This window comes from Mesorhizobium sp. M0621, from assembly GCF_040320745.1.
Classification (GTDB): Bacteria; Pseudomonadota; Alphaproteobacteria; order Rhizobiales; family Rhizobiaceae; genus Mesorhizobium.
In genome coordinates, this window is record NZ_JAMYQF010000040.1 from 15,466 (window position 1) to 38,566 (window position 23,101).

Sequence of the window (23,101 nt, forward strand, 5' to 3'; positions counted from 1 at the left end):
GCCCCGTTTACGGGGAGAAATGCCCGGCAGGGCAATGAGGGGCAGCGCCGAGATTCAAAATTGGCTTCTCCGATGAGCGTCGATACTAACCCAGTTCCTCGGAATGGCTGACGTCGACGCCATATTCCGCTGCCGCATCAAGCATCGTGCCCCACAGGCTTTCGGCAAACGTCGCAAACACCAGAAGATTGAACACCGCCTGCCCATCTGGCCGATCACCGCCGCGCCAGAGTGTAACACTGGTGTGATCCATCGACGTCGCGGCGGCAGCGCCAATCGGAAATGCTCCCGCATGCAGATCGATAGACGACAGCTTCGCCAGCATCATCCGCGCATTGGCTCCGGAAATGCTGATCAGCACCCGCGCATGCGACTGGTCGGACAGCGAGGCGGCATCGGACAATGCCGGCGCCAACGTCTGCATCGTGTGCTTGCCGCCCTTCGACAGAACGAAGAACTGGTCCGGACCCGACCAGATCAGTGTGGTATCCGGAGTTTGTACCGCTTGGGGCCTATCCGGTGCAGCAACACCGAAAAGGGCTTTGGCCGCCTTAGCCAGTTCGGCCGATTTGCCCCGCCGCGCCATCACCTGGATCAGGTCGAAATTGCGGATCTCCGTCAGCGAGACGCCGGCCTCGACGCCGCGTGCACCATGCCCGCCGGCGACCAGCGCATGCTCGAGCGGACTGCGGGGAACCCAGGAAAACTCAGCCACGCTGGCGCCCTCCATCCGGATCGTAGAGGACGGGATTGCACAGTTCGACATCATAATCCTCACCGCGCAACGGATCATGCGCGTGGACGATTTCGCCGATCCGCTCGCGGCCGCGCTCGACCAAGGCCAACCCGATCCACTGATCCAACGTCGGCGAGAAGCAGACCGAGGTGATATAGCCCTGGTCGTTGCCGGGGCCGGGCGTCTGACCCTTCGGGATAATGTGCGCGCCGGAGCGCAAGCGGCGGCCCTTGTCGGTCGGCTTGATGCCGACCACGACCTGGCGATCCGGGGCGATCAGTGCCTCGCGTCCGGCCATCACGCGGCCGATGAAATCCTTCTTGGTCGACATCATTTTGCCGAGGCCAAGATCGGCGGCTGTCGTCGTGCCGCTCAGTTCCGGTCCGGCGACGTGACCTTTTTCAACGCGCATGACACCGAGCGCCTCGGTGCCGTAGGGCGTGACGCCGAATGGCGCGCCGGCCAGCATCAGATTGCGTGCCATGGCATCGCCGAAGCGTGCCGGCACGGAGATCTCGAAGGCCATTTCGCCGGAGAACGAGATGCGGAACAGCCGTGCCTTGAGGCCGCCGCGCAAGCTGATCTCGCGCGCGCCCATGAACGGAAAGCCTTCGTTCGACAGGTCTTCCGACGGATCAACGATCTCCTGGAGCAGATCGCGGGTCTTGGGTCCGGCGATCGAGAATTGCGCCCACTGGTCAGAGACCGAGGTCAGCTGCACATCGAGCTCCGGGAACAGCACCTGGCGGCAGAATTCGAGATGCTGCATCACCAGTCCGGCCTTGGCGGTGGTGGTGGTCAGGAAATAATGATCCTCGGCCAGCCGCGACGTGGTGCCGTCGTCATAGACGATGCCGTCCTCGCGCAGCATCAGCCCGTAGCGCGCTTTTCCCACCGCAAGGCTGGAGAAGGTGTTGATGTAGACGCGGTCGAGGAAGGCGCCGGCATCGCGGCCATGCACGTCGATCTTGCCGAGCGTCGAGACATCGCAGAAGCCCACGCCGCCGCGCACCGCCTTGACCTCGCGGGTCACCGATTCCAGCCAATCTTTTTCGCCGGCGCGCGGATACCATTGCGCACGCTTCCACAGGCCGGTGTCGACGAAGACGGCGCCCTGTTCGGCCGCCCAGCGATGCGACGGCGTCAGCCTTGTGGCATGGAAAGTCTCGTCGCGATGATGACCGGCGAAGGCGCCGATGGCGACCGGCACGTAAGGCGGCCGGTAGATCGTCGTCCCGGTCTCTGGGATGGAGCGCCCGCTCACCGCCGCCATGATGGCGAGGCCGGCGACATTCGAAGTCTTTCCCTGGTCGGTCGCCATGCCAAGCGTCGTGTAGCGCTTCAGATGTTCGACCGATTCAAAGCCTTCGCGCTGCGCCAGTTCGATGTCGGAGGCGGTGACATCGTGCTGGTAGTCGACAAAGGCCTTGCCCTTGCCCGCTACATGCCAGAGCGGCGTCAGCGAAAACGCCTCGTCGTCGGCGACAGGAGTGGCACCCGCCATACCATTGCGCCCCGCGTCACGCGCCGCTGCCGCGCCGGCGGCAAATCCCTGGCTCAGGCAGGCGCCGAGCCCGAAATCGCCGTTGGCGGCGCCGGCGGCAACCATGCCCGGAGGTGCGCCATCCGGCACGAAGGCTGATATGTCGTCACGCCATGTCGGCCGTCCGCGATGATAGGAGGTCAGCCCGACCGCCGGGTTCCAGCCGCCTGAGACGGCGAGCCCGTCCGCTTCGACTTCCGCGCGCGCGCCGCCGGTCAGCGACACCGCGATTTTCCTAACGCCGTCCTTGCCGCCATCGACGCCACTGACGGACCCGTGCAGCACCGGGAAACCGCCCTTGGACGCCAGCGAACGATGTGAGGGAGATATGTCAGGCCGCGCATCGATGACCGCAGCTATTTGTAGGCCGGCACCGAGCGCGGTCTCGACTGTGCGCCAGCCATCCTCATTGTTGGTGAACAACGCGATGCGCTTGGCTGGCGCTGCCGCGTAGCGCGCGACATAGGTCCGCATGGCGGAGGCCATCATCACACCGGGCGTGTCGTTGCCGGCAAAGACGATCGGCCGTTCGATGGCGCCGGCCGCGACGACGCAGCGCTTCGCCACGATCCGCCACAGCCGCTGGCGCACCTGGTGCTCGGGCGGTGAGGGCAAATGGTCGTTGACCCGCTCGATCGCGCCATAGGTGCCGCCATCATAGACGCCGAACAATGTCGTGCGGGTCATGATGCGAACGTCGGGCATATCAGCCAGTTCGGCCAGCGCCCGCGACAGCCATTCGGCTGCCGGCAGGCAATCGATAGTGCCGCCATCCGACAGCAAGCGGCCGCCGAGCGTGAAATCTTCCTCGCACAGGATGACGCGGGCACCAGAGCGGCCGGCTGCCAATGCCGCGGCCAGACCGGCCGGACCGGAACCGGCGATCAGCACATCGCAGTGTGCCCAAGCCTTGTCGTAGTGGTCGGGATCGGCGACGCCGGCGGCGCGGCCAAGGCCGGCGGCGCGACGGATCGCCGGCTCATAGATCGCTTCCCAAAACTTCGCCGGCCACATGAAGGTCTTGTAGTAGAAGCCGGCGACGAAGATCGGCGCGAATAGCTGGTTCACCGACATCACATCGTGGCGAAGCGACGGCCAGCGGTTCTGGCTCGCGGCTTCCAGCCCGTGATAGAGTTCGGCCGTGGTCGCCTTGGTGTTCGGCTCGCGCCGGGCGCCTGTGCGTAACTCGACCAGCGCGTTTGGCTCTTCCGAACCGGCGGTGAGGATGCCGCGCGGGCGATGGTACTTGAACGAGCGGCCGACCAGCTTGACGCCATTGGCGATCAGCGCCGAGGCGAGCGTGTCGCCCTGGAAGCCGGAGAACGTCTTGCCGTCGAAGCGGAAGTTGAGCCGCGCCGAGCGGTCGACAAGACCGCCGGAAGGGAGACGATGGGATTGGCTGGAGGTCATGACTGCCGACCCTCCATGAGTTCGATGAAATGCGAGCGGGTGGCGCCGACCCTTACCCTCCCCCTTGTGGGGAGGGTCGCTGCGAAGCAGCGGGGTGGGGGTGCGGCGCCGGGCCCCCCCCCCCCGCGCGGGGGGCGCGCGGCGCCCCGGGGGGGGGGGCGGGCCCCGCGGCGCCGACCCCCACCCGGACCTGCGGTCCGACCTCCCCACAAGGGGGAGGTAGGGGCGTGGCGCCCTTCGCAGCAGCGCTGACTTGGACAGGAAAACTCATTCCGCGACCTGCCTCGCCCCAGCGCCCGCCGCCGGTTCGACCGACGAAATCTCGTGCGTCAGCGTGTTGCGGGTGACCTTCAGCCAAGCCCGGCAGCCGCCGCCATGGTACCAGTATTCGCTGGTCTCGCCGGCGACGTTGTCGCGCAGATAGACATAGTCGAAGACCTCGTCTTGTGAGGCGCCGGCTTCGGGCCGCACCGGCTTGGCGTCGCCGAGATAGGTGAACTCGCCGAGTTCACGTTCGCCGCAGAAGGGACAGACAATGCGCATGCTGTTCTAGACCGCCTTCAATGCAGGTTCGGTTGGGCGCCCTGGCCCTTTTCGTCGATCATGGCACCAGTCCGGAACCGGTCGAGGCGGAACCTTGCAGCTTCTGCGTGCGATTCATCGCGGGCCAGAAGATGGGCAAAGACAAGGCCGGAGCCCGGCGTCGCCTTGAAGCCGCCATAGCACCAGCCGGCGTTGAGATAGAGCCCGTCCACCGGCGTCTTGTCGATGATCGGCGAGCCGTCCATCGACATGTCCATGATGCCGCCCCACTGGCGCAGCAGGCGCACGCGGCCGATCATCGGCATCAGCGCCATGCCGCCCTCGCAGACGTCCTCCATCACAGGCATGTTGCCGCGCTGGGCATAGGAATTGTAGCCGTCAATGTCGCCGCCGAAGACCAGGCCGCCCTTGTCGGACTGGCTGACATAGAAATGGCCGGCGCCGAAGGTCATGACGCCGGGTATGAGCGGTTTGATCGCCTCGGAGACGAAGGCTTGCAGCACATGGCTTTCGATCGGCAGGCGCAGGCCGGCCATCGCCGCGACGCGCGACGAGGAGCCGGCGACCGCCATGCCGACCTTGCCGGCGCCGATCTTGCCGCGCGACGTCTCGACGCCGGTCACCTTGCCATTGGCGTCTCTGACAAAACCGGTGACTTCGCAATTCTGGATGATGTCGACGCCGAGTGCGCTCGCCGCATGCGCGTAGCCCCAGACCACCGCGTCGTGACGCGCCGTGCCGCCGCGCCGCTGCAAGAGGCCGCCTTGCACCGGAAAGCGTGCGTTGTCGAAATTCAGGAACGGTATCATCTTCCTGACCGCCGCGAGGTCGAGCAGTTCGGCGTCGATTCCGTTGATGCGCATGGTGTTGCCGCGCCGCGCATAGGCGTCGCGCTGTGCGTCGGAATGGTAGAGATTGATGACGCCGCGCTGGCTGACCATCGTGTTGTAGTTGAGGTCTTGCTCCATCCTTTCCCACAGCTTCATCGACAATTCGTAGAAGCCGGTGTTACCGGGCAGACCGTAATTGGAGCGGATGATGGTGGTGTTGCGGCCGGCATTGCCGGAGCCGATCCAGCCTTTTTCGAGCACGGCGACATTTCTGATGCCGTACTCGCTGGCCAGGAACCACGCGGTTGCCAGGCCGTGGCCGCCGCCGCCGATGATCACCACGTCGTAGCGGTCCTTCGGCGTGGCGTCGCGCCAGGTGCGTTGCCAGTTCTTGTGGCCGGACAGGGCGGCGCGGGCGAGCGAGAAGATCGAATATTTCATACGTTCATTCCGAGGCCGCTCGCACCGCTGGGACAGCTAGATATCCAGCGTGTGGTCGCGCTCCCATTGCGTGAAGTGCGAAGCATAGGAATTCCATTCCTGGTGCTTCAGCTTTAGGTATGCCGACGAGAATTCCTCACCCAGCGCCGCCTTGAGCGATTTGTCCTTGTCGAACTCGCGCAGCGCGTCGAGCAGGTTGAGCGGCAGCTTCGGCGCGCCCTTCACCGTATGGCCGTTCTGGTACATGTCGATGTCGTAGCGCTTGCCGGGATCGGCCTTCGAGCGGATACCGTCGAGGCCCGCCGCGATGATGACCGCCTGCAGGAGATAGGGGTTGGCGGCACCATCCGGCAGCCGCAGTTCGAAGCGGCCGGGGCCGGGCACGCGCACCATGTGGGTGCGGTTGTTGCCGGTCCAGGTCACCGTGTTCGGCGCCCAGGTCGCGCCCGAGATGGTGCGCGGCGCGTTGATGCGCTTGTAGGAATTGACCGTCGGGTTGGTGATGGCGGCCAGCGCGGAGGCATGCTTCATGATGCCGCCGAGGAAATTCCTGCCCTTCGCCGACAGGCCAAGTTCCATCGAATTGTCGGCGAAGACGTTGGTCTTGCCGGCCTTGTCCCACACCGAGATATGGGCATGGCAGCCATTGCCGGTCAGCCCCTGGAAGGGTTTGGGCATGAAGGTCGCGCGCAGGCCATGCTTTTCCGCGATCGACTTGACCATGAACTTGAAGAACGAGTGCTTGTCGGCGGTGGCCAGCGCATCGTCGAAGGCCCAGTTCATCTCGAACTGGCCGTTGGCGTCCTCATGGTCGTTCTGGTAGGCGCCCCAGCCGAGCGCCAGCATGTGGTCGCAGATTTCCGCGATGACGTCGTAGCGGCGCATCACCGCCTGCTGGTCGTAGCAGGGTTTTGACGCCGTGTCGTACTCATCGGAAATCGTCTTGCCGTCTGGCGAGATCAGGAAGAACTCGGCCTCGACGCCGGTCTTGACGTGCATGCCGTCACTGGCAGCTTCCGCGATCAGCCGATTCAGCGTGTTGCGCGGCGCCTGGTCGACCTCCTTGTCGTCCATGATGCAGTTGGCTGCGACCCAGGCGACCTCGGGCTTCCATGGCAATTGAATGACCGAATCCGGATCCGGCACCGCCAGCATGTCGGGATGCGCCGGCGTCAGATCGAGCCATGTGGCAAACCCGGCAAAGCCGGCGCCGTCCTTCTGCATGTCGGCGATCGCCTGCGCCGGCACCAGCTTGGCGCGTTGCCCGCTGAACAGGTCGGTGTAGGAAATCATGAAGTATTTGACGTTTTTCGCCCTTGCGAATTCAGCAAGATCAATTGTCACCGCAGTTCCCCATTTTTTGTCGATTGTTGGCCCAAGAGCGGAGCTTCGGCCCTTCGTTGATCAGAAGCCGTTCTTCCCCGGTATCCAGTTGGTGCCAGCCAGCGGTACGCCGGCCATGGCGGCTGCCTCGATCGTCAACGCGACGAGGTCCTCGGGTTCGAGATTGTGCAGGCTGTTCTTGCCGCAGGCACGCGCGATGGTTTGCGCCTCAAGCGTCATCACCTTGAGGTAGTTCGCCAGCCGGCGTCCGGCAGCCACCGGATCGACCCGCTTCATCAGTTCGGGGTCCTGCGTGGTGATGCCGGCGGGGTCGCGACCCTCGTGCCAGTCGTCATAGGCGCCGGCCGTGGTGCCGAGCTCGTTGTATTCCGCCTCCCAGCGCGGGTCATTGTCACCGAGCGCGACAAGTGCAGCCGTGCCGATCGACACCGCGTCGACGCCGAGCGCCAGCGCCTTGGCGACATCGGCGCCGTTGCGGATGCCGCCGGAGACGATCAGCTGCACCTTGCGGTGCATGCCGAGGTCCTGCAGCGCCTGCACCGCTGGCCTGATGCATGCAAGCGTCGGCATGCCGACATTTTCGATGAACACTTCCTGGGTCGCGGCGGTGCCGCCCTGCATGCCGTCGACCACCACGACATCGGCGCCGGCCTTCACGGCAAGCGCGGTATCATAATAGGGGCGGGCGCCGCCGACCTTGACGTAGATCGGTTTTTCCCAGTCGGTGATTTCGCGCAGTTCGAGGATCTTGATCTCGAGATCGTCGGGCCCGGTCCAGTCCGGGTGGCGCGAGGCCGAGCGCTGGTCGATGCCTTTCGGCAGCGTGCGCATTTCCGCGACGCGATCAGAGATCTTCTGGCCAAGCAGCATGCCGCCGCCGCCCGGCTTGGCGCCCTGGCCGACGACGACTTCGATCGCATCGGCCCGGCGTAAATCGCGTGGATTCATGCCGTAGCGAGACGGCAGGTATTGATAGACCAATTGCTTGGAATGGCCGCGCTCTTCCTCGGTCATGCCGCCGTCGCCGGTGGTGGTCGAGGTGCCCGACAGGGTTGCGCCGCGCCCGAGCGCTTCCTTGGCGGGGCCCGACAGCGAGCCGAAGCTCATGCCGGCGATGGTGATCGGGATCTTCAGCTCGATCGGCTTCCTGGCATGGCGAGAGCCCAGCACGACGCTGGTGTCGCAGCGCTCGCGATAACCTTCGAGCGGATAGCGCGAGATCGAGGCGCCGAGGAACAGGAGGTCGTCGAAATGCGGCAGCTTGCGCTTGGCGCCGGCGCCACGGATGTCATAGATGCCGGTCGCGGCGGCACGGCGGATTTCGGAAAGCGTGTAGTCGTCGAAGGTCGCGGATTTGCGCGGCGTCGTCGGCGGGTTGCGATAGGTCATGCTGCCTCAATACGCGTCGGCGTTGTCGATATTGAAATTGTAGAGCGTGCGCGCGGAGCCATAGCGCTTGAACTCCGACGGCTTGACGCCGGTGACGCCGGCGCGGTCGAGCAGACCCTGCAGCAATTCCAGGTGTTCTGGCCGCATCTCCTTGGCGATGCAGTCGGCGCCCAGGCTGTCGACCTTGCCGCGCACGAACAGCCGCGCCTCGTAGATGGAATCGCCCAGCGCGTCGCCGGCGTCGCCCAGCACCACCAGATTGCCCGACTGCGCCATGAAGGCCGACATGTGGCCGATATTGCCGTGCACGACGATGTTGATGCCCTTCATCGAAATGCCGCAGCGCGACGAGGCGTTGCCTTCGATGACCAGCAGGCCGCCTTTGCCGGTGGCGCCGGCATATTGGCTGGCGTCACCCTTGATGGTGATCGAGCCGGACATCATGTTCTCGCCCACGCCAGGCCCTGCCGAGCCATGCACGGTGATGGTGCTGCCGGAATTCATGCCGCCGCAGTAATAACCGACGCTGCCGCGCACATCGATGGCAACTGGCTGGTCGACGCCGACGGCGACCGAATGGCTGCCTTTCGGGTTCAGCACTTCCCAAGCTGTTTCATTCGAGCCGGGAGCCAGATTGTGCAGCGCCTGGTTGAGTTCGCGCAGCGACAGCTGGTCGAGATCGAAGACCCGGGGGTCGTGCGCCGCCGTCTTTGAAAGCGTGGTTGCCGGCATGAATTCAATGCTCCCAGAAATAGACGGTTGCGGGCTCAGGTTCCCAGACCCTCGCATTGTCTATGCCGGGCAGTTTGGTCAGCGCGCGATATTCCGAGCCGAAGGCGACATACTGGTCGGTTTCGGCCATCACGGCGGGCTTGCAGGCGATCGGGTCGCGCACCACGCCGAAGCCGTTCTTGGTGCCGACGACAAAGGTGAAGAAGCCGTCGAGATCGGAGAGTGTGCCTTCGAGCGCTTCGCCGAGATTCTTGCCATGCGCCATCTGTGACGAGAGATAGGCGGCCGCGACCTCGGTGTCGTTCTCGGTCTCGAAGGTCATGCCTTCGCGGATCAGCTCGCGGCGAACATTGTTGTGGTTGGACAGCGAACCATTGTGTACTAGGCACTGGTCGGCGCCGGTCGAGAACGGATGCGCGCCCATTGTCGTCACCGCCGATTCTGTCGCCATGCGGGTGTGGCCGATGCCATGCGTGCCGGTCATCTTGCGGACATCGAAGCGATCGACGACCGCCTCGGGCAGGCCGACCTCCTTGTAGATTTCGACAGCGTCGCCGGCGCCCATGATGCGGATGTCGGGGCGCAGCGCCTGGATGGTTTCGCGCGCTTCATCGATCTTGGCGGGCGTGGTCCTGACGACCGCATGGGTGGATTTCACCGCGATCGTCACCGGCGTGCCGATGGCCCTGGCGAGTTCCGCCTCGAGGCCGCGGAAATCGCGTTCCGGCTTGGCCGACTGGATGGTGATCTTGGCCTCATTTTTGGAAGGCGCGCCATAGATGGCGATGCCGGCGCTGTCGGGACCGCGATCGCTGAGCGAGATCAGCATCTGCGACAGCATCGCACCAAGCTGGGGTTCCAGCGACTTGTCCTTCAAGAACAGTCCGACAATTCCACACATGTCAGCCTCCCGGTGTTTGTAGCTAAGAGATCGTTTGTAGCTAAGAGATGATGTATCGAATGAGTCCCATAAATTCAATCATATGAAAAAAATATTCCTCTAGTTACGTATGCGTCTCGATGTCGCTTTGCGCACCGCCGCCGTCTCGCCGGGCATTGTGAACCCATTTGGCGGTGCGAATGCGGGCGATCTTGTATGCGTCGAGGATCGACAGCGCATAGATAAGAAAGCCGCCGGCATGACGGCCGACGAAGCTGGCGTCCGGCGGCGCGATCTTGGCCGTGACCCATGCCAGGATCACCATGAAGAAAAGAAACTGCAGGCCGCGCACCGGCACGCCCAGAATGACGTGTCCGCTTGCCGGCAACACGATTGCTGTGCCGAGAACCAGATAGGGGTTGGTGGGTGCCGTGGCTGAGCTGGTCATGCGGCCTGCCGTTCGCTTTTGTTGATCGCGTCGCGCAGCGCCGACACCGCCATGAGCAGTCTTTCGATCAGCGCCGGATCGAATATGGCGTCGCCAAATTCGGCCTGCCGGAAAACGCCGTAGCGCGCCCGTTCGGCCTCGGCCAGCAGCCAGACGATACGGACTCCGTTCGGGGTGATCAGCAGCTCCTTGGCGCGGCCCTCGGCAAAGATCCCGATATGGCTGGCGATGAGGCCTTGCGGAAAGCGCGCCGCCCTGCGGTCGGTGCGCAGCACCGCCTCGGCGGGAAATCCCGGAGCCTTGGGCAGCGTATGCTCAAGGTGATCGAAATTGGAAAAGGTTGTCGGCGAGCCCGGCCGCATCATCATGTCGAAGGTAGCTGGCACTGCGACCTTTTCGGTGATCGAAACACTGAGCCAGCGTGCCGGCAGTTTCCGCGTTGCCAGCGTATCGACGATGGTGCGCACCTGGACGTGTTGGCCGTTCCACGATCCTTCCCAGGTGATGACGCCGGCGGTGCCGTCCGAGACATTGGCTGCGTCGGCGATGACTGTACGGATGCGGTCCTGCTCGATGGCGAGTGACATCGATGCCCTGTTGCGGCTGGCACGCGCCTGCCGGACGAGGTGGAGGACGAGAGCCAGGATCATGGCCCCGGCAAGCAGTGCTGACGTCAACTCGGACATTTTCTCATTGCCAGGCCCGCCCTGGATCCGGACGGGCCTATTCCCATCAATATCCCTGCGGCTTTGGCCACGGCATGGTGAACTGGTCGCCGCGCCGCACGAATCTGTAACGGTAGAAATGGAACCACAGCGAGATCAGGAAGTAGAAGGCGACCATCGCGATCAGCTGCGAACCGAAGCCGAGGAAGATGGCGAAGAAGGTCACCACGCATAGGCAGAAGAGCACGATGGCTGGGATCGGATGGAAAGGGTGCGTGTATCCGCGGCGGATAGAGCCCAGCGGCCACTTCTTGCGGAACATGATGATGTTGATGCTCATGAACGTGTATTGCAGCACGCCCGACAGGATCGAGAAGGTGATCGCTTGGTTGAGGTCGGCGATGAAGGCGAAGGCCAGCGCGATCGGCAGCAGGAACAGGATCGAGCGGTAGGGCGTGCGATATCTCGGATGCACCGCCGAAAACCAGGTCGGCAGATAGCGGTCACGGCCGAGTGAGAACCAAGCGCGCGCCGCGTCGTTGATGCAGCCATTGGCCGACGCCAGCGCGGCAAGCAGCGTGGCGACGAACAACAGGTTCTCGAGCAGCGGACTGCCGGTCAGCTTGCCCGCGTCCCACAGCGGATAATAGGTGATGCCCAGATATTCCCACGGCATCATCGAAGCGCAGACATACCAGGTCATGGCGGCGGCGATCAAAAGCGTGATCATGCCGGCCATGGTGCCGTAAGGCAGCGAGCGGGCCGGCGAGCGCACTTCCTCGGCGGCCTGCGTGGTCCCCTCGATGCCGAGATAATACCAGATGCCGAATTGAAAGGCGGCGATGACGCCGATCCAGCCATAGGGCAGGGCGTTGCCGGGGGTGACCAGTTCGTTGAGCTTCAGCACCGCGCCTTGCGTCCACGGGCTGACCGAAAAGAACAGGATCACGATCGAGATATAGGCGATTGCGGTGATGACGAAGTTGACGTTGAGCGTCATCAGCACGCCGCGATAGTTCAGCCACGCCAGTACGACGATGGTGGCGGCGATAAAGGAATTGTGGGTGAGCCCTTCGACCCCTGCCTTGGCGACGATGGTGTCGCCGAGCAGGATGGCGTCGGACACTTCGAGCATGGTGTAGGCAAAGACCAGGAACAGCGCGACATTGAACGCCATCAGCGGTCCGACGATGTGCTTTGCCTGCGCATACTGGCCGCCGGCGGCAGCGACGGTCGATGTCACCTCGGAATCGATCATCGCGACCGAGGTGTAGAGCAGCCCGACGACCCAGCAGACGATCAGCGCGGCCAGCGCGCCGCCCTTGTCGGCGGCAAAATTCCAGCCGGTGAATTCGCCGACGAGAACGATGCCGACGCCTAGCGCCCAGACATGGGCCGGGCCAAGCACGCGCAGCAGTGAAACCCTGTCCCCGTGGACTACCGGTTCAAGTGTGACCGTCATTGTTCAATCCCCACTCAGATCCGGTGTTTTTCGGAAACGGCTTCAAGCTCACCTTCGCGCGACGAGGTCAGCACCTCTTCGGAGAAAGTCGTGTCGACCTTGAACCAGTCGTAGAGCATCCACAAAGCGAGCACGATCGAGATGCCCCAGCATGCGTAAGAGAGTATCGTCCACATGGTGCGTCCCCCAATTTTTGTCGTCGAAACTCTTACTTGTCGTCGAATTTTTCGTTGATGACGTCGCGATATTCGCGGTCGGACGCGCGAAACAGGAAGACGAAATAACCGATCAGCACCGCGGCCATGATGATCAGCGTCGGCCAGTCGATGACATAGTGGAAGCGGTTCTGGATGATATCGTGCGCGGTCTCGGGCGTGTAGCCGAGCTTTTCCCAGATCGAAGCCATGGTCGGGTTCTGGCCAAGCGCTTCCCACGTCTTGGCGTCGAGCGCATCGATGGATTTCGCCGCACCGGCAAGGCCCAGCTTGAGCGGCAGCCATAGCGCCACGAAAATGGCGACCACGACGACGGCGATGTCGAAAACCTGCCCGGCCTTGCTCTGCTCCGGTGGCGTGTAGCGCGGCATCTCTTCTACCCCTCAGGACTTGCGGTTGCGGAACGCGTCGGCGTTCTTGATATCGAGCCCGTAGATAAATTCCTTGTCTTCCCTGTAGTGCTTGACCATCGCCAGGATGGCGGCCGTGTTGAAGATCAGCACGGCGGCGGCGGCTACCGCGACCACGGCCTTGATGCCGCCATGCGGGATGTAGGGCCATGTCATCAGGAGGACGAAGAGGATCGTCGCCCACAGGCAGACGATCAGGAGCGCGGATCCGCGCACGTCGGAACGGTACAGCGCTTCGATGCGCTGGTGCATGTCTGACATCGGTTTTCCCCTTTTTCCAACGCTCGACCCCGAATTGGCCGCCCGCTGCCCTCTTTCAAGAGAGTGAAATTTTTTTCATAAATTCTGTCCGAATTCCGCAATTGTCAAGCGCGATTTACGCGAGGTTAACCGTTTGCTTCGCGCGGCGGATTTTGCCTGACAATGAAATTAATTGCTTATGGGTATTGCGGCGCCGCAACGTTTGCGGTCAATATTCGACCAAAGCTCCCGCCGCTGCGCAGGGAGCAGGGAACAGCAAAGACTTTTCGAAACGGAGGACGAGCGGATGACGGCATCCTGGAGATTTTCGACCCTGGCGGATCGCCATCGCGCGCTTGGTTCGAAGCTCGAAGACTGGAGCGGCATGGGAACCGCCTGGACCTACGACAAGGATGCCGACGAGGAGTACATCGCCATCCGCACCAAGGCCGGCCTGATGGATGTCTCCGGCCTCAAGAAGGTCCACATCACCGGACCGCACGCCTCGCACCTGATCGACCTCGCGACGACGCGCGATGTCGAAAAGATCTATCCCGGCAAGTCGGCCTATGCCTGCATGCTGAACGAGGCGGGAAAATTCACCGACGACTGCATCCTCTACCGCACCGGCCCCAATGCCTGGATGGTCGTGCACGGATCGGGCACCGGCCATGAGGAGTTGCAGCGTGCTTCGGTAGGACGCGACGTCTCACTGCGCTTCGACGACAATCTGCACGATTTGTCGCTGCAGGGGCCGACATCGGTCGACTATCTGGCCAAGCACGTGCCGGGCATTCGCGATCTCAACTATTTCCATCACATGCAGACGCAGCTGTTCGGCTTGCCGGTGATGATCTCGCGCACCGGCTACACCGGCGAGCGCGGCTATGAGATCTTCTGCCGCGGCCAGGATGCCGGCACGATCTGGGACAGGATTCTCGACGAGGGCAAGAGCGCCGGCATCATTCCGTGCCGCTTCACCACGCTCGACATGCTGCGCGTCGAAAGTTACCTGCTCTTTTATCCCTACGACAATTCCCAAAAGTATCCGTTCGACAATGAAGGCCCCGGCGACACGCTGTGGGAACTCGGCCTCGACTTCACCGTCAGTCCGGGCAAGACGGGCTTTCGCGGCGCCGAGGAGCACTACCGCCTCAAGGGCAAGGAGCGCTTCAAGATCTATGGCGTTCTGCTTGACGGCAAGGAGCCGGCCGATGAAGGCGCGCCTGTCTATCGCGACGGCAAAAAGGTCGGCGTGGTGACCTGCGCCATGTATTCGCCGCTGGTCGAGAAATCGATGGGCATCGCCCGGCTCGACGTCGATTGCGCGGTCAAGGACACCAAGCTCGAAATCCGCAACAAGAGCGGTGCCATCAAGGCGATTGCGCAGCCGCTTCCCTTCGATGATCCCAAGAAGACCAAGCGCACGGCGAAAGGTTGAGGCATAGTCAACGGCGAGGGGTTCGAGGCACGAAGAGTTAGATGGCAGTCAAAAGCATCATCAGCCGGCCCGTTTACGGAACCTTGGGTCCGCAACCGGGCAAGCATCATCTTTTTATCGCGGATGCGGAAGGGGCGCTGGCGATAGGGGACATCGCCGAGATCGCGCCGGCCGGATTCTTTGACGATGCCGAAATCGTCTTCATTCCCGGACCGGACGGCAAATACATCGCTGATCTCGAAGCGCTGAAGCCGGCACAGTTTCATCAGGCACCGTCCTTCGCCAGCCTGCTGCCGCGGCTCAAACAGACGCTGGCCAACGCGCATATGGGTCTGCGCCTCTACCTCGCCGGCACCGAAGGCCTGATCGGCCAGGCGATGCAGGTGGCACTTGAAGCCGGCATCGACCACACCTCGATCCAGACCGAGCATCGCGGCTCGCTGGCGCGGCGCATGCAGTGCGTGCACTGCAAGGGCATCACCGAGAATGTGACGACGCAGCCGGCGACCTGTGCACATTGCGGGCTGCTGCTCCTGGTGCGCGACCACTATTCCAGGCGCATCGCCGCCTTCCAGGGCGTCTGCATCAATGCGGAAGATCGCTCGGAGATTCCTCCGATGGAGGAGATTTTTCGATGAGCACCGGAACAACTAAACTCGATGTCGTCGTCAGCGATGTCGTCCCGGTCAACGACCTGGTCACCCGCTTCCATTTCCGCCGGCGCGACGGCGAGCTTTTGCCGACCTTTTCCGGCGGCGCCCATGTCGTGGTCGAGATGCGCGACGGCGAGCGCACCAGGCTCAATCCCTATTCGCTGATGGGCTCGCCGCTCGACACGCGCGAATACACGATCTCGGTGCGCCGCGATGATGTCGGCCGCGGCGGCTCACTGTTCATGCACAGGCATGTTCGCCCCGGCATGGAGATGGTGGTCAGCTATCCCGTCAATTTGTTCTCGCTCGACCTGCGTGCCAAAAAGCACTTGATGCTGGCCGGCGGCATCGGCATCACGCCATTCATGGCGCAGACCGCGCAACTGGCGGCCGAAGGCGGCAATTTCGAGCTGCACTACACCTGCCGCACCGCATCGCTCGGCACCTATGCCGATGTGCTGCGCGAGCGCTACGACCGCCGGGTCAGGCTCTATCATGACGATCTTGACGAGCGCATCGAACTCGACCGGTTGCTGTCGACGCAGCCGCTCGGCACGCATCTCTATGTCTGCGGCCCGGCCGGCATGATCGGCTGGGTGCGCGACCGCGCCGCTAGCCTCGGCTGGCCGCCGGAGACCGTGCATTTCGAGCACTTCGCGGCACCCCAGCCCGGATTGCCGTTCGACGTGACGCTTGCCGTCAGCGGCAAGACGATTCGCGTCGATGAACAGCAGAGCCTGCTCGAGGCGATCGAGGCGGCCGGCGTCGATCCGCCCTATCTCTGCCGCGGCGGCGTCTGCGGCCAGTGCGAAACCAACGTCATCTCTTCGGACGGCAAGTTCATCCACAACGACCACTGGCTGAGCGAGGAAGAGCACCGTTCGGGCTGTAAGATCATGCCGTGCGTGTCGCGCTTCGAGGGCCGGTCGCTGGTCCTGGAGCGCTAGGAGAAAATCATGGGCATCACCTTTCACAAGGAAACGTTCCGCGACGATTTCACCTTCAGGAACAGCCCGGAGCACATCAGGCGGTTTCCGTTCCCGTTCCACGAAGATGCCTACATGTATGCCGTCAACATCGAGCCGCATGTTGTCGGCCCGAAGGGCAGCGTGCTGGAAAATCTGATCGACGTCGACGAGCACTATGTCGCCGAGATGCAGGATCGCGCGCTGGTGCTGGCCGAGGATCCGCTGCGCTGCCAGTCGCTGCCGCACATGACGCTGGCCGGCTGGGACCTGCTGGAACTTCTGATGGAGCAGCAGGCACTGGGCTATCCCGAGCATTTCACGCTGACACGCGACGGCGACCGCTGGCGCTGGATCAACCGGCCACTCGGCATCGACGATACCTTCACCTTCGGCGACACCTCGACGCTGCCCTATGGGCCGATGGAGTACATCACCCGACAGAGCCAGGGTGATTTCTGCATCCTCGACCAGCGCGACGGCAATCTGTGGATGGATGCCGGCATGGTCACCACGCAGGCCGACTGGTCGCTCGATTTCGACATCGGTATGAACTTCTTCGAGTGGCACGCACCGGTGCCGCTGGCGCATGAAAAGGGGATTTTCGTCAGGGCGCTGAAATTCCTCACCAACATCCAGCAAGGCAGGCCGGCTCGGCGGCTGAACTGGACGATGACCATCAATCCACGCCTCGACACCAGCCCGGAAAATTACCACAAATGGGGCCCGGACCGGGCGACGGTGACGCCGGAGAATGTCGGCGACAAGGTGCATCTGCGCGTCGAGTTGCAGAGCTTCTGGCGCCTGCCGCGCTCGAACGGCATCGTCTTCCCGATCCGCTGCTATCTGATCAAGATGGACGAGCTGGTGACGCAGCCGAAATGGGCCCGGCGCCTGCACCGCGTCATCCGCGACCTTCCCGACGAACTCGCCAACTACAAGGGCCTGACACGCTATCGCCCGGCGCTGGTCGAGTGGCTGTCGAAGCTGGATGATGGCAGTGCGACGTCGCCGGGGTTCGCGCCGGATTGAAGCTGCCGCCCGCAAATCTGCCGATCTCCCCCCTCGTGGGGGAGATGCCCGGCAGGGCAGAGGGGGCGCGAAGGAACGCAAACCTTACCCACCCTCGGCGAAGATCACCAACAACCCCGAGGTTGCAGCTGTGATGATTGATAAGTCGGCGGGACAGCGCCCCCCTCTGTCCTGCCGGACATCTCCCCCACGAGGGGGGAGATCGGCTAACCTAACCCGCGCTCTGCGGATAGCAGATAATCGAGAGATAGCGCATCGGCAGTTTCGTCAGTTGCTCCGGGCCGTGCGGTGCATCGGCGTCGAAGAACAGGCTGTCGCCGGGCTTCATCGGGTAGAGGTTGCTGCCGTGCCGGTAAACGACCTCGCCTTCGAGCATATAGAGGAACTCCATGCCCTCGTGCTGGAAGGTCGGGAACACATCCGAATCCTCGGTCAACGTGATCAGATAGGGTTCGACGACGACGCCGCTGGTGTTGGAGCCGATATGGCCGAGCAGATTGTACTGGTGTCCGGCGCGCGTGCCGCGGCGCTCGACATCGAGGCCTTGGCCGGCCTTGACGAAGACGGCGCTGCGCTCTTCCTCGAAGCGGCGGAAGAAGGCGGTCACCGGAACGCCGAGTGCCCGCGACAGTGCCTGCAAGGTGGTCAGCGACGGCGAGGTGATGCCGTTCTCGATCTTCGACAGCATGCCCAGCGAAATGTCGGTGGCGACCGCGAGATCAGCGACGGTGATGCCGAGCTTCTTGCGGAAGGCCCGCACCTCGCGGCCAATCGCCACCTCCAGCACTTTTTCGCGAGTGTCGCGAATGGCATGCGGGTTCTGCGTCAGCGGCGCGCGGATGGTTTTCCCGTCGGCCGAGACCTTTGGCAGCGGCTTGGCCTTTGCACCGGCGGAACCAGCCTTGGAATCGGAAACTGTCTTCGCCACGTCGCCCCCGGATGCTGCGGATTTATTTCACTCTAGGTGAACATGTCAGGTGCCGATACATCAGCGCAAGTGCGACGGCAAGTCGCCTGAGGGCGCATGGGGGTGATCCGGCGTTTCGCCGCCTTCAGTTTTTTGCCGAAAATCCACCCCGGCAGAACGCTGTTTCAGCACCGGGCTGTTGACAGCACGAAAGCGCCAATTACTGTCCTGTGAGTGAAATTTGTTTCGTAAGAGCAATTCCAGGAAAAGTGTGAAACGGTTTTCCCGGGAAAGCTCATAGCGCTTTCCCTTGGGATTGCGTCAACACAAAAGTCCAATTCAGATCGGGAGGCCTGCAATGAAAAGTCGCGTTGCCGTCATCGGAGCCGGACCGTCCGGCCTGGCACAACTCAGGGCCTTCAAGTCGGCGGCCGACAAGGGCGCCGACATTCCCGAGATCGTCTGCTTCGAAAAGCAGTCTGACTGGGGCGGCCTGTGGAATTACACCTGGCGTACCGGCCTCGACGAGCATGGCGATCCGGTGCACGGCTCGATGTACCGCTACCTCTGGTCGAACGGCCCGAAGGAATGCCTGGAATTCGCCGACTATACATTCGAGGAGCATTTCGGCCGGCCGATCGGCTCCTATCCGCCGCGCGCCGTGCTGTGGGATTACATCAAGGGCCGCGTCGAAAAATCCGGTCTGCGCAAATGGGTGCGCTTCAACAGCCCGGTGCGCATGGTGACGTTTTCGGACGAGACGAAGAAGTTCACCGTCACCGCGCATGACCGCACCAACGATGTCACCTATTCGGAAGAGTTCGACAATGTCGTCGTCGCTTCCGGGCATTTCTCGGTGCCCAACGTGCCATATTTCGAGGGTTTCTCCACCTTCAACGGCCGCATCCTGCACAGCCATGATTTCCGCGACGCGATGGAGTTCAAGGGCAAGGACATCCTGATCATCGGCCGCTCCTATTCAGCTGAGGACATCGGTTCGCAATGTTACAAGTACGGCGCCAAATCGATCACCTCCAGCTACCGCTCGAAGCCGATGGGCTTCAAATGGCCGGAGAATTGGAAAGAGGTGCCGCTGCTGCAAAAGGTCGTCGGCAAGACCGCCCATTTCAAGGATGGCACCACTAGGGATGTCGACGCCATCATCCTGTGCACCGGCTACCTGCATTCCTTCCCCTTCCTCACCGACGATTTGAAGCTCAAGACCGCCAATCGCATGTGGCCGCTCGATCTCTATGAAGGCGTCGTCTGGGAGAAGAACCCGCAGCTTTCTTATATCGGCATGCAGGACCAGTTCTACACCTTCAACATGTTCGACGCGCAGGCCTGGTTCGCCCGCGACGTTATCATGGGCCGCATCAAGCTCCCCTCTGCCGAGGCGATGGCCGAGCACGGCGCGAAGTGGCGCGCGCGTGAGGAAACGCTCGAAGACGCCGAGCAGATGATCTGGTTCCAGGGCGACTACACCAAGGAATTGATGGATCAGACCGACTATCCCGGTTTCGACGTCGAGGCGGTCAACCAGACCTTCATGGAGTGGGAGCACCACAAGGGCGAAGACATTATGAGCTTCCGCGACCACGCCTACCGCTCGTTGATGACCGGCACCATGGCGCCGCTGCATCACACGCCCTGGCTGCAGGCGTTGGACGATTCCATGGAGAGCTATCTGGAAGTGAAAGGCGTGGCGGCGGAATAGCCGTCGCGCCTCAAGCTACCCCAGCCTCGCCCGTGCGTTCGCCGTCCAGGCGCTGAACAGCCGGTCGGCGACGATGCCGATGAAGGCTATTGCCAGGCCGGCGACGATGCCGCGGCCGGAATCGGCCTTGGACAGCGCGATGAACACTTCCTGGCCGAGATCGCGCGTGCCGACCATGGCGCAGATGATGATCATCGCCAGCGCCATCAGGATCGTCTGGTTGACGCCGAGCATGATCTCCGGCAGCGCCAGCGGCAGTTGCACGCGAAAGAAGGTCTGGCGCGGCGTGCAGCCGGAAACCTTGGCCGCCTCGATCAGCGCTGGCGGCACCTGCCTGATGCCGTGATTGGTGTAGCGGATCGCCGGCACCACGGCGAAGGCAATCGTTGCGATCATCGCGGTGACATCGCCGACCCTGAACAGCATCACCACCGGGATAATGAAGCAGAAGGACGGCAGCACCTGCAGCGTGTCGATGATTGGGGTGATGACCTTTTCGAAGCGGTCGCTGCGCGAGGCCGCGAGCCCGATGGGAATGCCGATCAGGCACGCGATGAAGGCCGAGATGCCGCAGAGATAGACGGTCGCCATGGTCTTTTCCCAGAGCCCGGTGACGGCGCAGAAGGCGGTCGGCGCGGCTACCAAAGCGGCCAGACGCAAGCCGGAGAGCTGATAGCCGGCGAGCCCGAGCAGGAAGACGGCACCCAGCCACGGAAAGCCTTCGCAAAAGGCGCGCAGCGGGTTCAGCAAATTGAGGATGAGCGCCACGCGAAACGCTTCGATCGTGTCGAAGAAATTGATCGTCACCCAGTTCACCGCCGCCTTCCACAGCGGTGCGGTGGTGAAGGTGATCGCCTTCGGCACCGCCGCGAAGGCCGGCACGAACAGGCCGAGCAGCGTTGTCACGGAAAGGATGGCGATGGCCAGCGTCAGATTGGGATAACGCCGCCAGAGGCCCGGGCTGATCGCCTGATGGACATGACCCTTGGCCTGCTTGTGCGCGATGGCCTGGCTCAGCCGGTCGAGCGCGATGGCGAGCGCCACGATGGCGAGACCGGCTTCCATCGCTTCGCCGACCTTCAGCGCGCGCAGTGCCAGAAGCACGTCGTAGCCGAGGCCGCCGGCGCCGATCATCGAGGCGATGATCACCATGTTCAGCGCCAGCATGATGACCTGGTTGACGCCGACCATCAGCGTCGGCCGTGCGGAGGGCAGCAGCACGCGCCACAGTTTCTGCCGCGCCGTGCAGCCGGCCATCTCGCTGAAATCATCGATCTCGGACGGCACCCGCGACAGTCCGAGCATCGTCGCCCGCACCATCGGCGGGGTGGCGAAGATGGCGGTGGCGATCATCGCCGACACCGGGCTATTGCCGAACAGCAGCAGCATCGGAATGAGATAGGCGAAGGTCGGGATCGTCTGCATCAGGTCAAGGGCAGGGGAGACGACGAGCCTTTCGGCCCATGGCTTGCGCCACGCCCAGATGCCGGCGAACAGGCCGGTGACGATGCAGAACGGCACGGCGATGGAGATCAGCGCCAGCGTCAGCATGGCACTGGTCCATTGACCAAACAGCGCGATATAGAGGAAGCAGCCACCAACCATCAGGCTGAGTTTCCGGCCTCCAACGGCACGTCCGGCGAAGAAGGCGGCAGCGCAGACGCCGACCCAGGACAGGCGCGGCAGGACATAGGCCTCAGTGCCGTGGCCGATCTTGAAATTCTTGGCGAGCAGATTGAGCGCGAAATCAAGGGGAACGCCGAGCACTGCGGTGATCGAGCGGGTCAGCCACGACAGGTTCGACTTGATCCAGCGCATCAGCGCGCTGACCCAGTCGGCGACCGGCACGACGGCGCTTGCCGGATAATTGACCGCCCAGGGCAGGCGGTCCTGCAACAGGAACACGACAAGCACGGCGGCAAGCGCGAACGCCCAGACCAGCAGCCAGACCTGAATCGGTCGCGACCTTGCCTCGCTGGCGCTTGCCGTCACCGTCATGCGCCAGCCCTCGACCGATCAATGCCGGCCAGCAGATCGATCACCGCTTGCGGCGTCACCTCGCCGATCGGCTTGCCGGTGCCGTTGACCACCGCGAACGGCTTGTCGGCGGCAACGATACCGGCCGAGAAGCTGGCGATCTTGGCATCCGGGGCAACGGTGCCGCCGTGTTCCGAGCCGTCGCAGGCGCGCATCAGGCTGCGTGCCGAAATCACCTTGGCGCGGTCGACGTCACGGGTGAACTCGGCGACATAGTCGGTCGCCGGATTGACCACCAGCTCTTCCGGCGTGCCGATCTGGATGACCTCGCCATCCTTCATGATGGCAATGCGGTCGGCCAGCCGTATCGCCTCGTCGAAATCATGGGTGATAAAGACGATGGTCTTGTGCAGCATGGTCTGCAGCCGCATCAGTTCATCCTGCATCTCGCGGCGGATCAGCGGGTCGAGCGCCGAGAACGGTTCGTCGAGAAACCAGATTTCCGGTTTTGTCGCCAGGCTGCGGGCGATGCCGACACGTTGCTGCTGGCCACCGGAAAGCTCGCGCGGATAGAAATGCTCCCGACCGCGCAAGCCGACAAGCTCGATGACCTCGCGGGCCCTTGCTTCGCGCGTCGCCCGGTCCTGCCCCTGGATGCTGAGCGGGAAGGCGATGTTCTCCAGCACGTTGAGATGCGGCAGAAGCGCAAAATTCTGGAACACCATGCCCATGCGGTGTCGCCGCAGTTCGATGAGCGCCGCATCCGAGATTTTCAGGAGGTCCTTGCCCTCGAATTCGACCTTGCCGTGGGTCGGCTCGACCAGCCTCGACATGCAGCGCACCAGCGTCGACTTGCCGGAGCCCGACAGGCCCATGATGATGAAGATTTCGCCCTGGCGGATTTCGAGGTCGACGGCGCGCACCGCGCCGACCAGTCCGGCGGCAGTGACATCGGCCATGCTGGCCTTGCCGTCGCGTTCGCGGATGAAGTTGGCCGCGTTCGATCCGAACAGCTTCCAGACATTGCGGCAGGCAAGTTTTATCGGACGGGCATCCTTTTGTGTGCCCGCCACGTTTGGCTCCTGTTCAATCTTGTCCGTCATTCAAACGTCCTTCTGGAA

General features: G+C 63.0%; 22 protein-coding genes. 5 read left to right on the plus strand and 17 right to left on the minus strand.

Features of this window, described 5'->3' with window-relative positions:
- Positions 1–85: 85 nt before the first annotated feature.
- From NKI38_RS23440 to NKI38_RS23505, 14 genes are all read right to left on the minus strand, one after another.
- Positions 86–715, minus strand: coding sequence for a sarcosine oxidase subunit gamma (locus NKI38_RS23440; protein ID WP_352661290.1), 630 nt, complete (start codon positions 713–715; stop codon positions 86–88).
- A complete protein-coding gene (locus NKI38_RS23445) occupies positions 708–3,689 on the minus strand; it encodes a sarcosine oxidase subunit alpha (protein WP_352661293.1) in 2,982 nt (993 codons plus the stop codon). The genes NKI38_RS23440 and NKI38_RS23445 overlap by 8 nt, the downstream gene beginning before the upstream one ends.
- A gap of 267 nt (positions 3,690–3,956) precedes the next feature.
- A complete protein-coding gene (locus tag NKI38_RS23450) occupies positions 3,957–4,232 on the minus strand; it encodes a sarcosine oxidase subunit delta (RefSeq protein WP_352661295.1) in 276 nt (91 codons plus the stop codon).
- A 17-nt stretch (positions 4,233–4,249) separates the two neighbouring features.
- Positions 4,250–5,503, minus strand: coding sequence for a sarcosine oxidase subunit beta family protein (locus NKI38_RS23455; protein WP_352661297.1), 1,254 nt, complete (start codon positions 5,501–5,503; stop codon positions 4,250–4,252).
- Positions 5,504–5,539: 36 nt separating this feature from the next.
- The gene (gene glnT / locus NKI38_RS23460; RefSeq protein ID WP_352626388.1) at positions 5,540–6,847 is read right to left on the minus strand and encodes a type III glutamate--ammonia ligase; all 1,308 of its coding nucleotides are present in this window, start codon (positions 6,845–6,847) and stop codon (positions 5,540–5,542) included.
- 60 nt (positions 6,848–6,907) lie between these two features.
- Positions 6,908–8,236, minus strand: a complete 1,329-nt coding sequence (locus NKI38_RS23465) for an FMN-binding glutamate synthase family protein (RefSeq protein WP_352661299.1) — start codon at positions 8,234–8,236, stop codon at positions 6,908–6,910.
- Positions 8,237–8,242: 6 nt separating this feature from the next.
- The gene (locus tag NKI38_RS23470; RefSeq protein WP_352626391.1) at positions 8,243–8,968 is read right to left on the minus strand and encodes a GltB/FmdC/FwdC-like GXGXG domain-containing protein; all 726 of its coding nucleotides are present in this window, start codon (positions 8,966–8,968) and stop codon (positions 8,243–8,245) included.
- A gap of 4 nt (positions 8,969–8,972) precedes the next feature.
- Positions 8,973–9,869 carry a class II glutamine amidotransferase gene (locus NKI38_RS23475; RefSeq protein ID WP_352661302.1) on the minus strand — a complete coding sequence of 299 codons (897 nt, stop codon included), beginning with the start codon at positions 9,867–9,869 and terminating at the stop codon, positions 8,973–8,975.
- 103 nt (positions 9,870–9,972) lie between these two features.
- Positions 9,973–10,296, minus strand: coding sequence for a hypothetical protein (locus NKI38_RS23480; protein WP_352661305.1), 324 nt, complete (start codon positions 10,294–10,296; stop codon positions 9,973–9,975).
- Entirely contained in the window at positions 10,293–10,982 is a 690-nt protein-coding gene (locus NKI38_RS23485) for a hypothetical protein (protein WP_352661308.1), read from the minus strand. The genes NKI38_RS23480 and NKI38_RS23485 overlap by 4 nt, the downstream gene beginning before the upstream one ends.
- Positions 10,983–11,028: 46 nt before the next feature.
- Positions 11,029–12,423 (minus strand): APC family permease, encoded by a 1,395-nt coding sequence (locus NKI38_RS23490; RefSeq protein ID WP_352661310.1) that lies wholly within the window; start codon positions 12,421–12,423, stop codon positions 11,029–11,031.
- A 14-nt stretch (positions 12,424–12,437) separates the two neighbouring features.
- Positions 12,438–12,599, minus strand: a complete 162-nt coding sequence (locus tag NKI38_RS23495; protein WP_352661313.1) for a hypothetical protein — start codon at positions 12,597–12,599, stop codon at positions 12,438–12,440.
- A gap of 32 nt (positions 12,600–12,631) precedes the next feature.
- Positions 12,632–13,009, minus strand: a complete 378-nt coding sequence (locus NKI38_RS23500; protein WP_023759015.1) for a hypothetical protein — start codon at positions 13,007–13,009, stop codon at positions 12,632–12,634.
- A gap of 12 nt (positions 13,010–13,021) precedes the next feature.
- A complete protein-coding gene (locus tag NKI38_RS23505) occupies positions 13,022–13,309 on the minus strand; it encodes a hypothetical protein (protein WP_352661316.1) in 288 nt (95 codons plus the stop codon).
- A 286-nt stretch (positions 13,310–13,595) separates the two neighbouring features.
- On the opposite strand from NKI38_RS23505, the gene NKI38_RS23510 reads away from it, so the two are divergent.
- Genes NKI38_RS23510 through NKI38_RS23525 form a run of 4 tightly spaced genes read left to right on the plus strand, consistent with a single transcriptional unit; the run spans position 13,596 to position 17,379 of the window.
- Positions 13,596–14,729 (plus strand): aminomethyl transferase family protein, encoded by a 1,134-nt coding sequence (locus NKI38_RS23510; protein ID WP_352661319.1) that lies wholly within the window; start codon positions 13,596–13,598, stop codon positions 14,727–14,729.
- 41 nt (positions 14,730–14,770) lie between these two features.
- Entirely contained in the window at positions 14,771–15,367 is a 597-nt protein-coding gene (locus NKI38_RS23515) for a dimethylamine monooxygenase subunit DmmA family protein (RefSeq protein WP_352661322.1), read from the plus strand.
- On the plus strand, positions 15,364–16,329 hold the full coding sequence (locus tag NKI38_RS23520; protein ID WP_352661325.1) for a PDR/VanB family oxidoreductase: 966 nt from the start codon (positions 15,364–15,366) through the stop codon (positions 16,327–16,329). The genes NKI38_RS23515 and NKI38_RS23520 overlap by 4 nt, the downstream gene beginning before the upstream one ends.
- Positions 16,330–16,338: 9 nt before the next feature.
- Positions 16,339–17,379 (plus strand): heme-dependent oxidative N-demethylase family protein, encoded by a 1,041-nt coding sequence (locus NKI38_RS23525; protein ID WP_352661328.1) that lies wholly within the window; start codon positions 16,339–16,341, stop codon positions 17,377–17,379.
- Positions 17,380–17,590: 211 nt separating this feature from the next.
- On the opposite strand, the gene NKI38_RS23530 is transcribed toward NKI38_RS23525, so the two are convergent.
- The gene (locus NKI38_RS23530; RefSeq protein WP_352661384.1) at positions 17,591–18,250 is read right to left on the minus strand and encodes a helix-turn-helix domain-containing protein; all 660 of its coding nucleotides are present in this window, start codon (positions 18,248–18,250) and stop codon (positions 17,591–17,593) included.
- Between the two features lie 394 nt (positions 18,251–18,644).
- Here NKI38_RS23530 and NKI38_RS23535 point away from each other — a divergent pair, with 394 nt between their 5' ends.
- Positions 18,645–20,003 carry a trimethylamine monooxygenase gene (locus tag NKI38_RS23535; protein ID WP_352661331.1) on the plus strand — a complete coding sequence of 453 codons (1,359 nt, stop codon included), beginning with the start codon at positions 18,645–18,647 and terminating at the stop codon, positions 20,001–20,003.
- Positions 20,004–20,018: 15 nt separating this feature from the next.
- On the opposite strand, the gene NKI38_RS23540 is transcribed toward NKI38_RS23535, so the two are convergent.
- Both NKI38_RS23540 and NKI38_RS23545 read right to left on the minus strand, forming a co-directional pair.
- The gene (locus tag NKI38_RS23540; protein ID WP_352661334.1) at positions 20,019–22,001 is read right to left on the minus strand and encodes an ABC transporter permease; all 1,983 of its coding nucleotides are present in this window, start codon (positions 21,999–22,001) and stop codon (positions 20,019–20,021) included.
- Positions 21,998–23,083 carry a quaternary amine ABC transporter ATP-binding protein gene (locus NKI38_RS23545; protein ID WP_352661337.1) on the minus strand — a complete coding sequence of 362 codons (1,086 nt, stop codon included), beginning with the start codon at positions 23,081–23,083 and terminating at the stop codon, positions 21,998–22,000. Before NKI38_RS23545 ends, NKI38_RS23540 begins: the two co-directional genes overlap by 4 nt.
- Positions 23,084–23,101 lie beyond the last annotated feature (18 nt).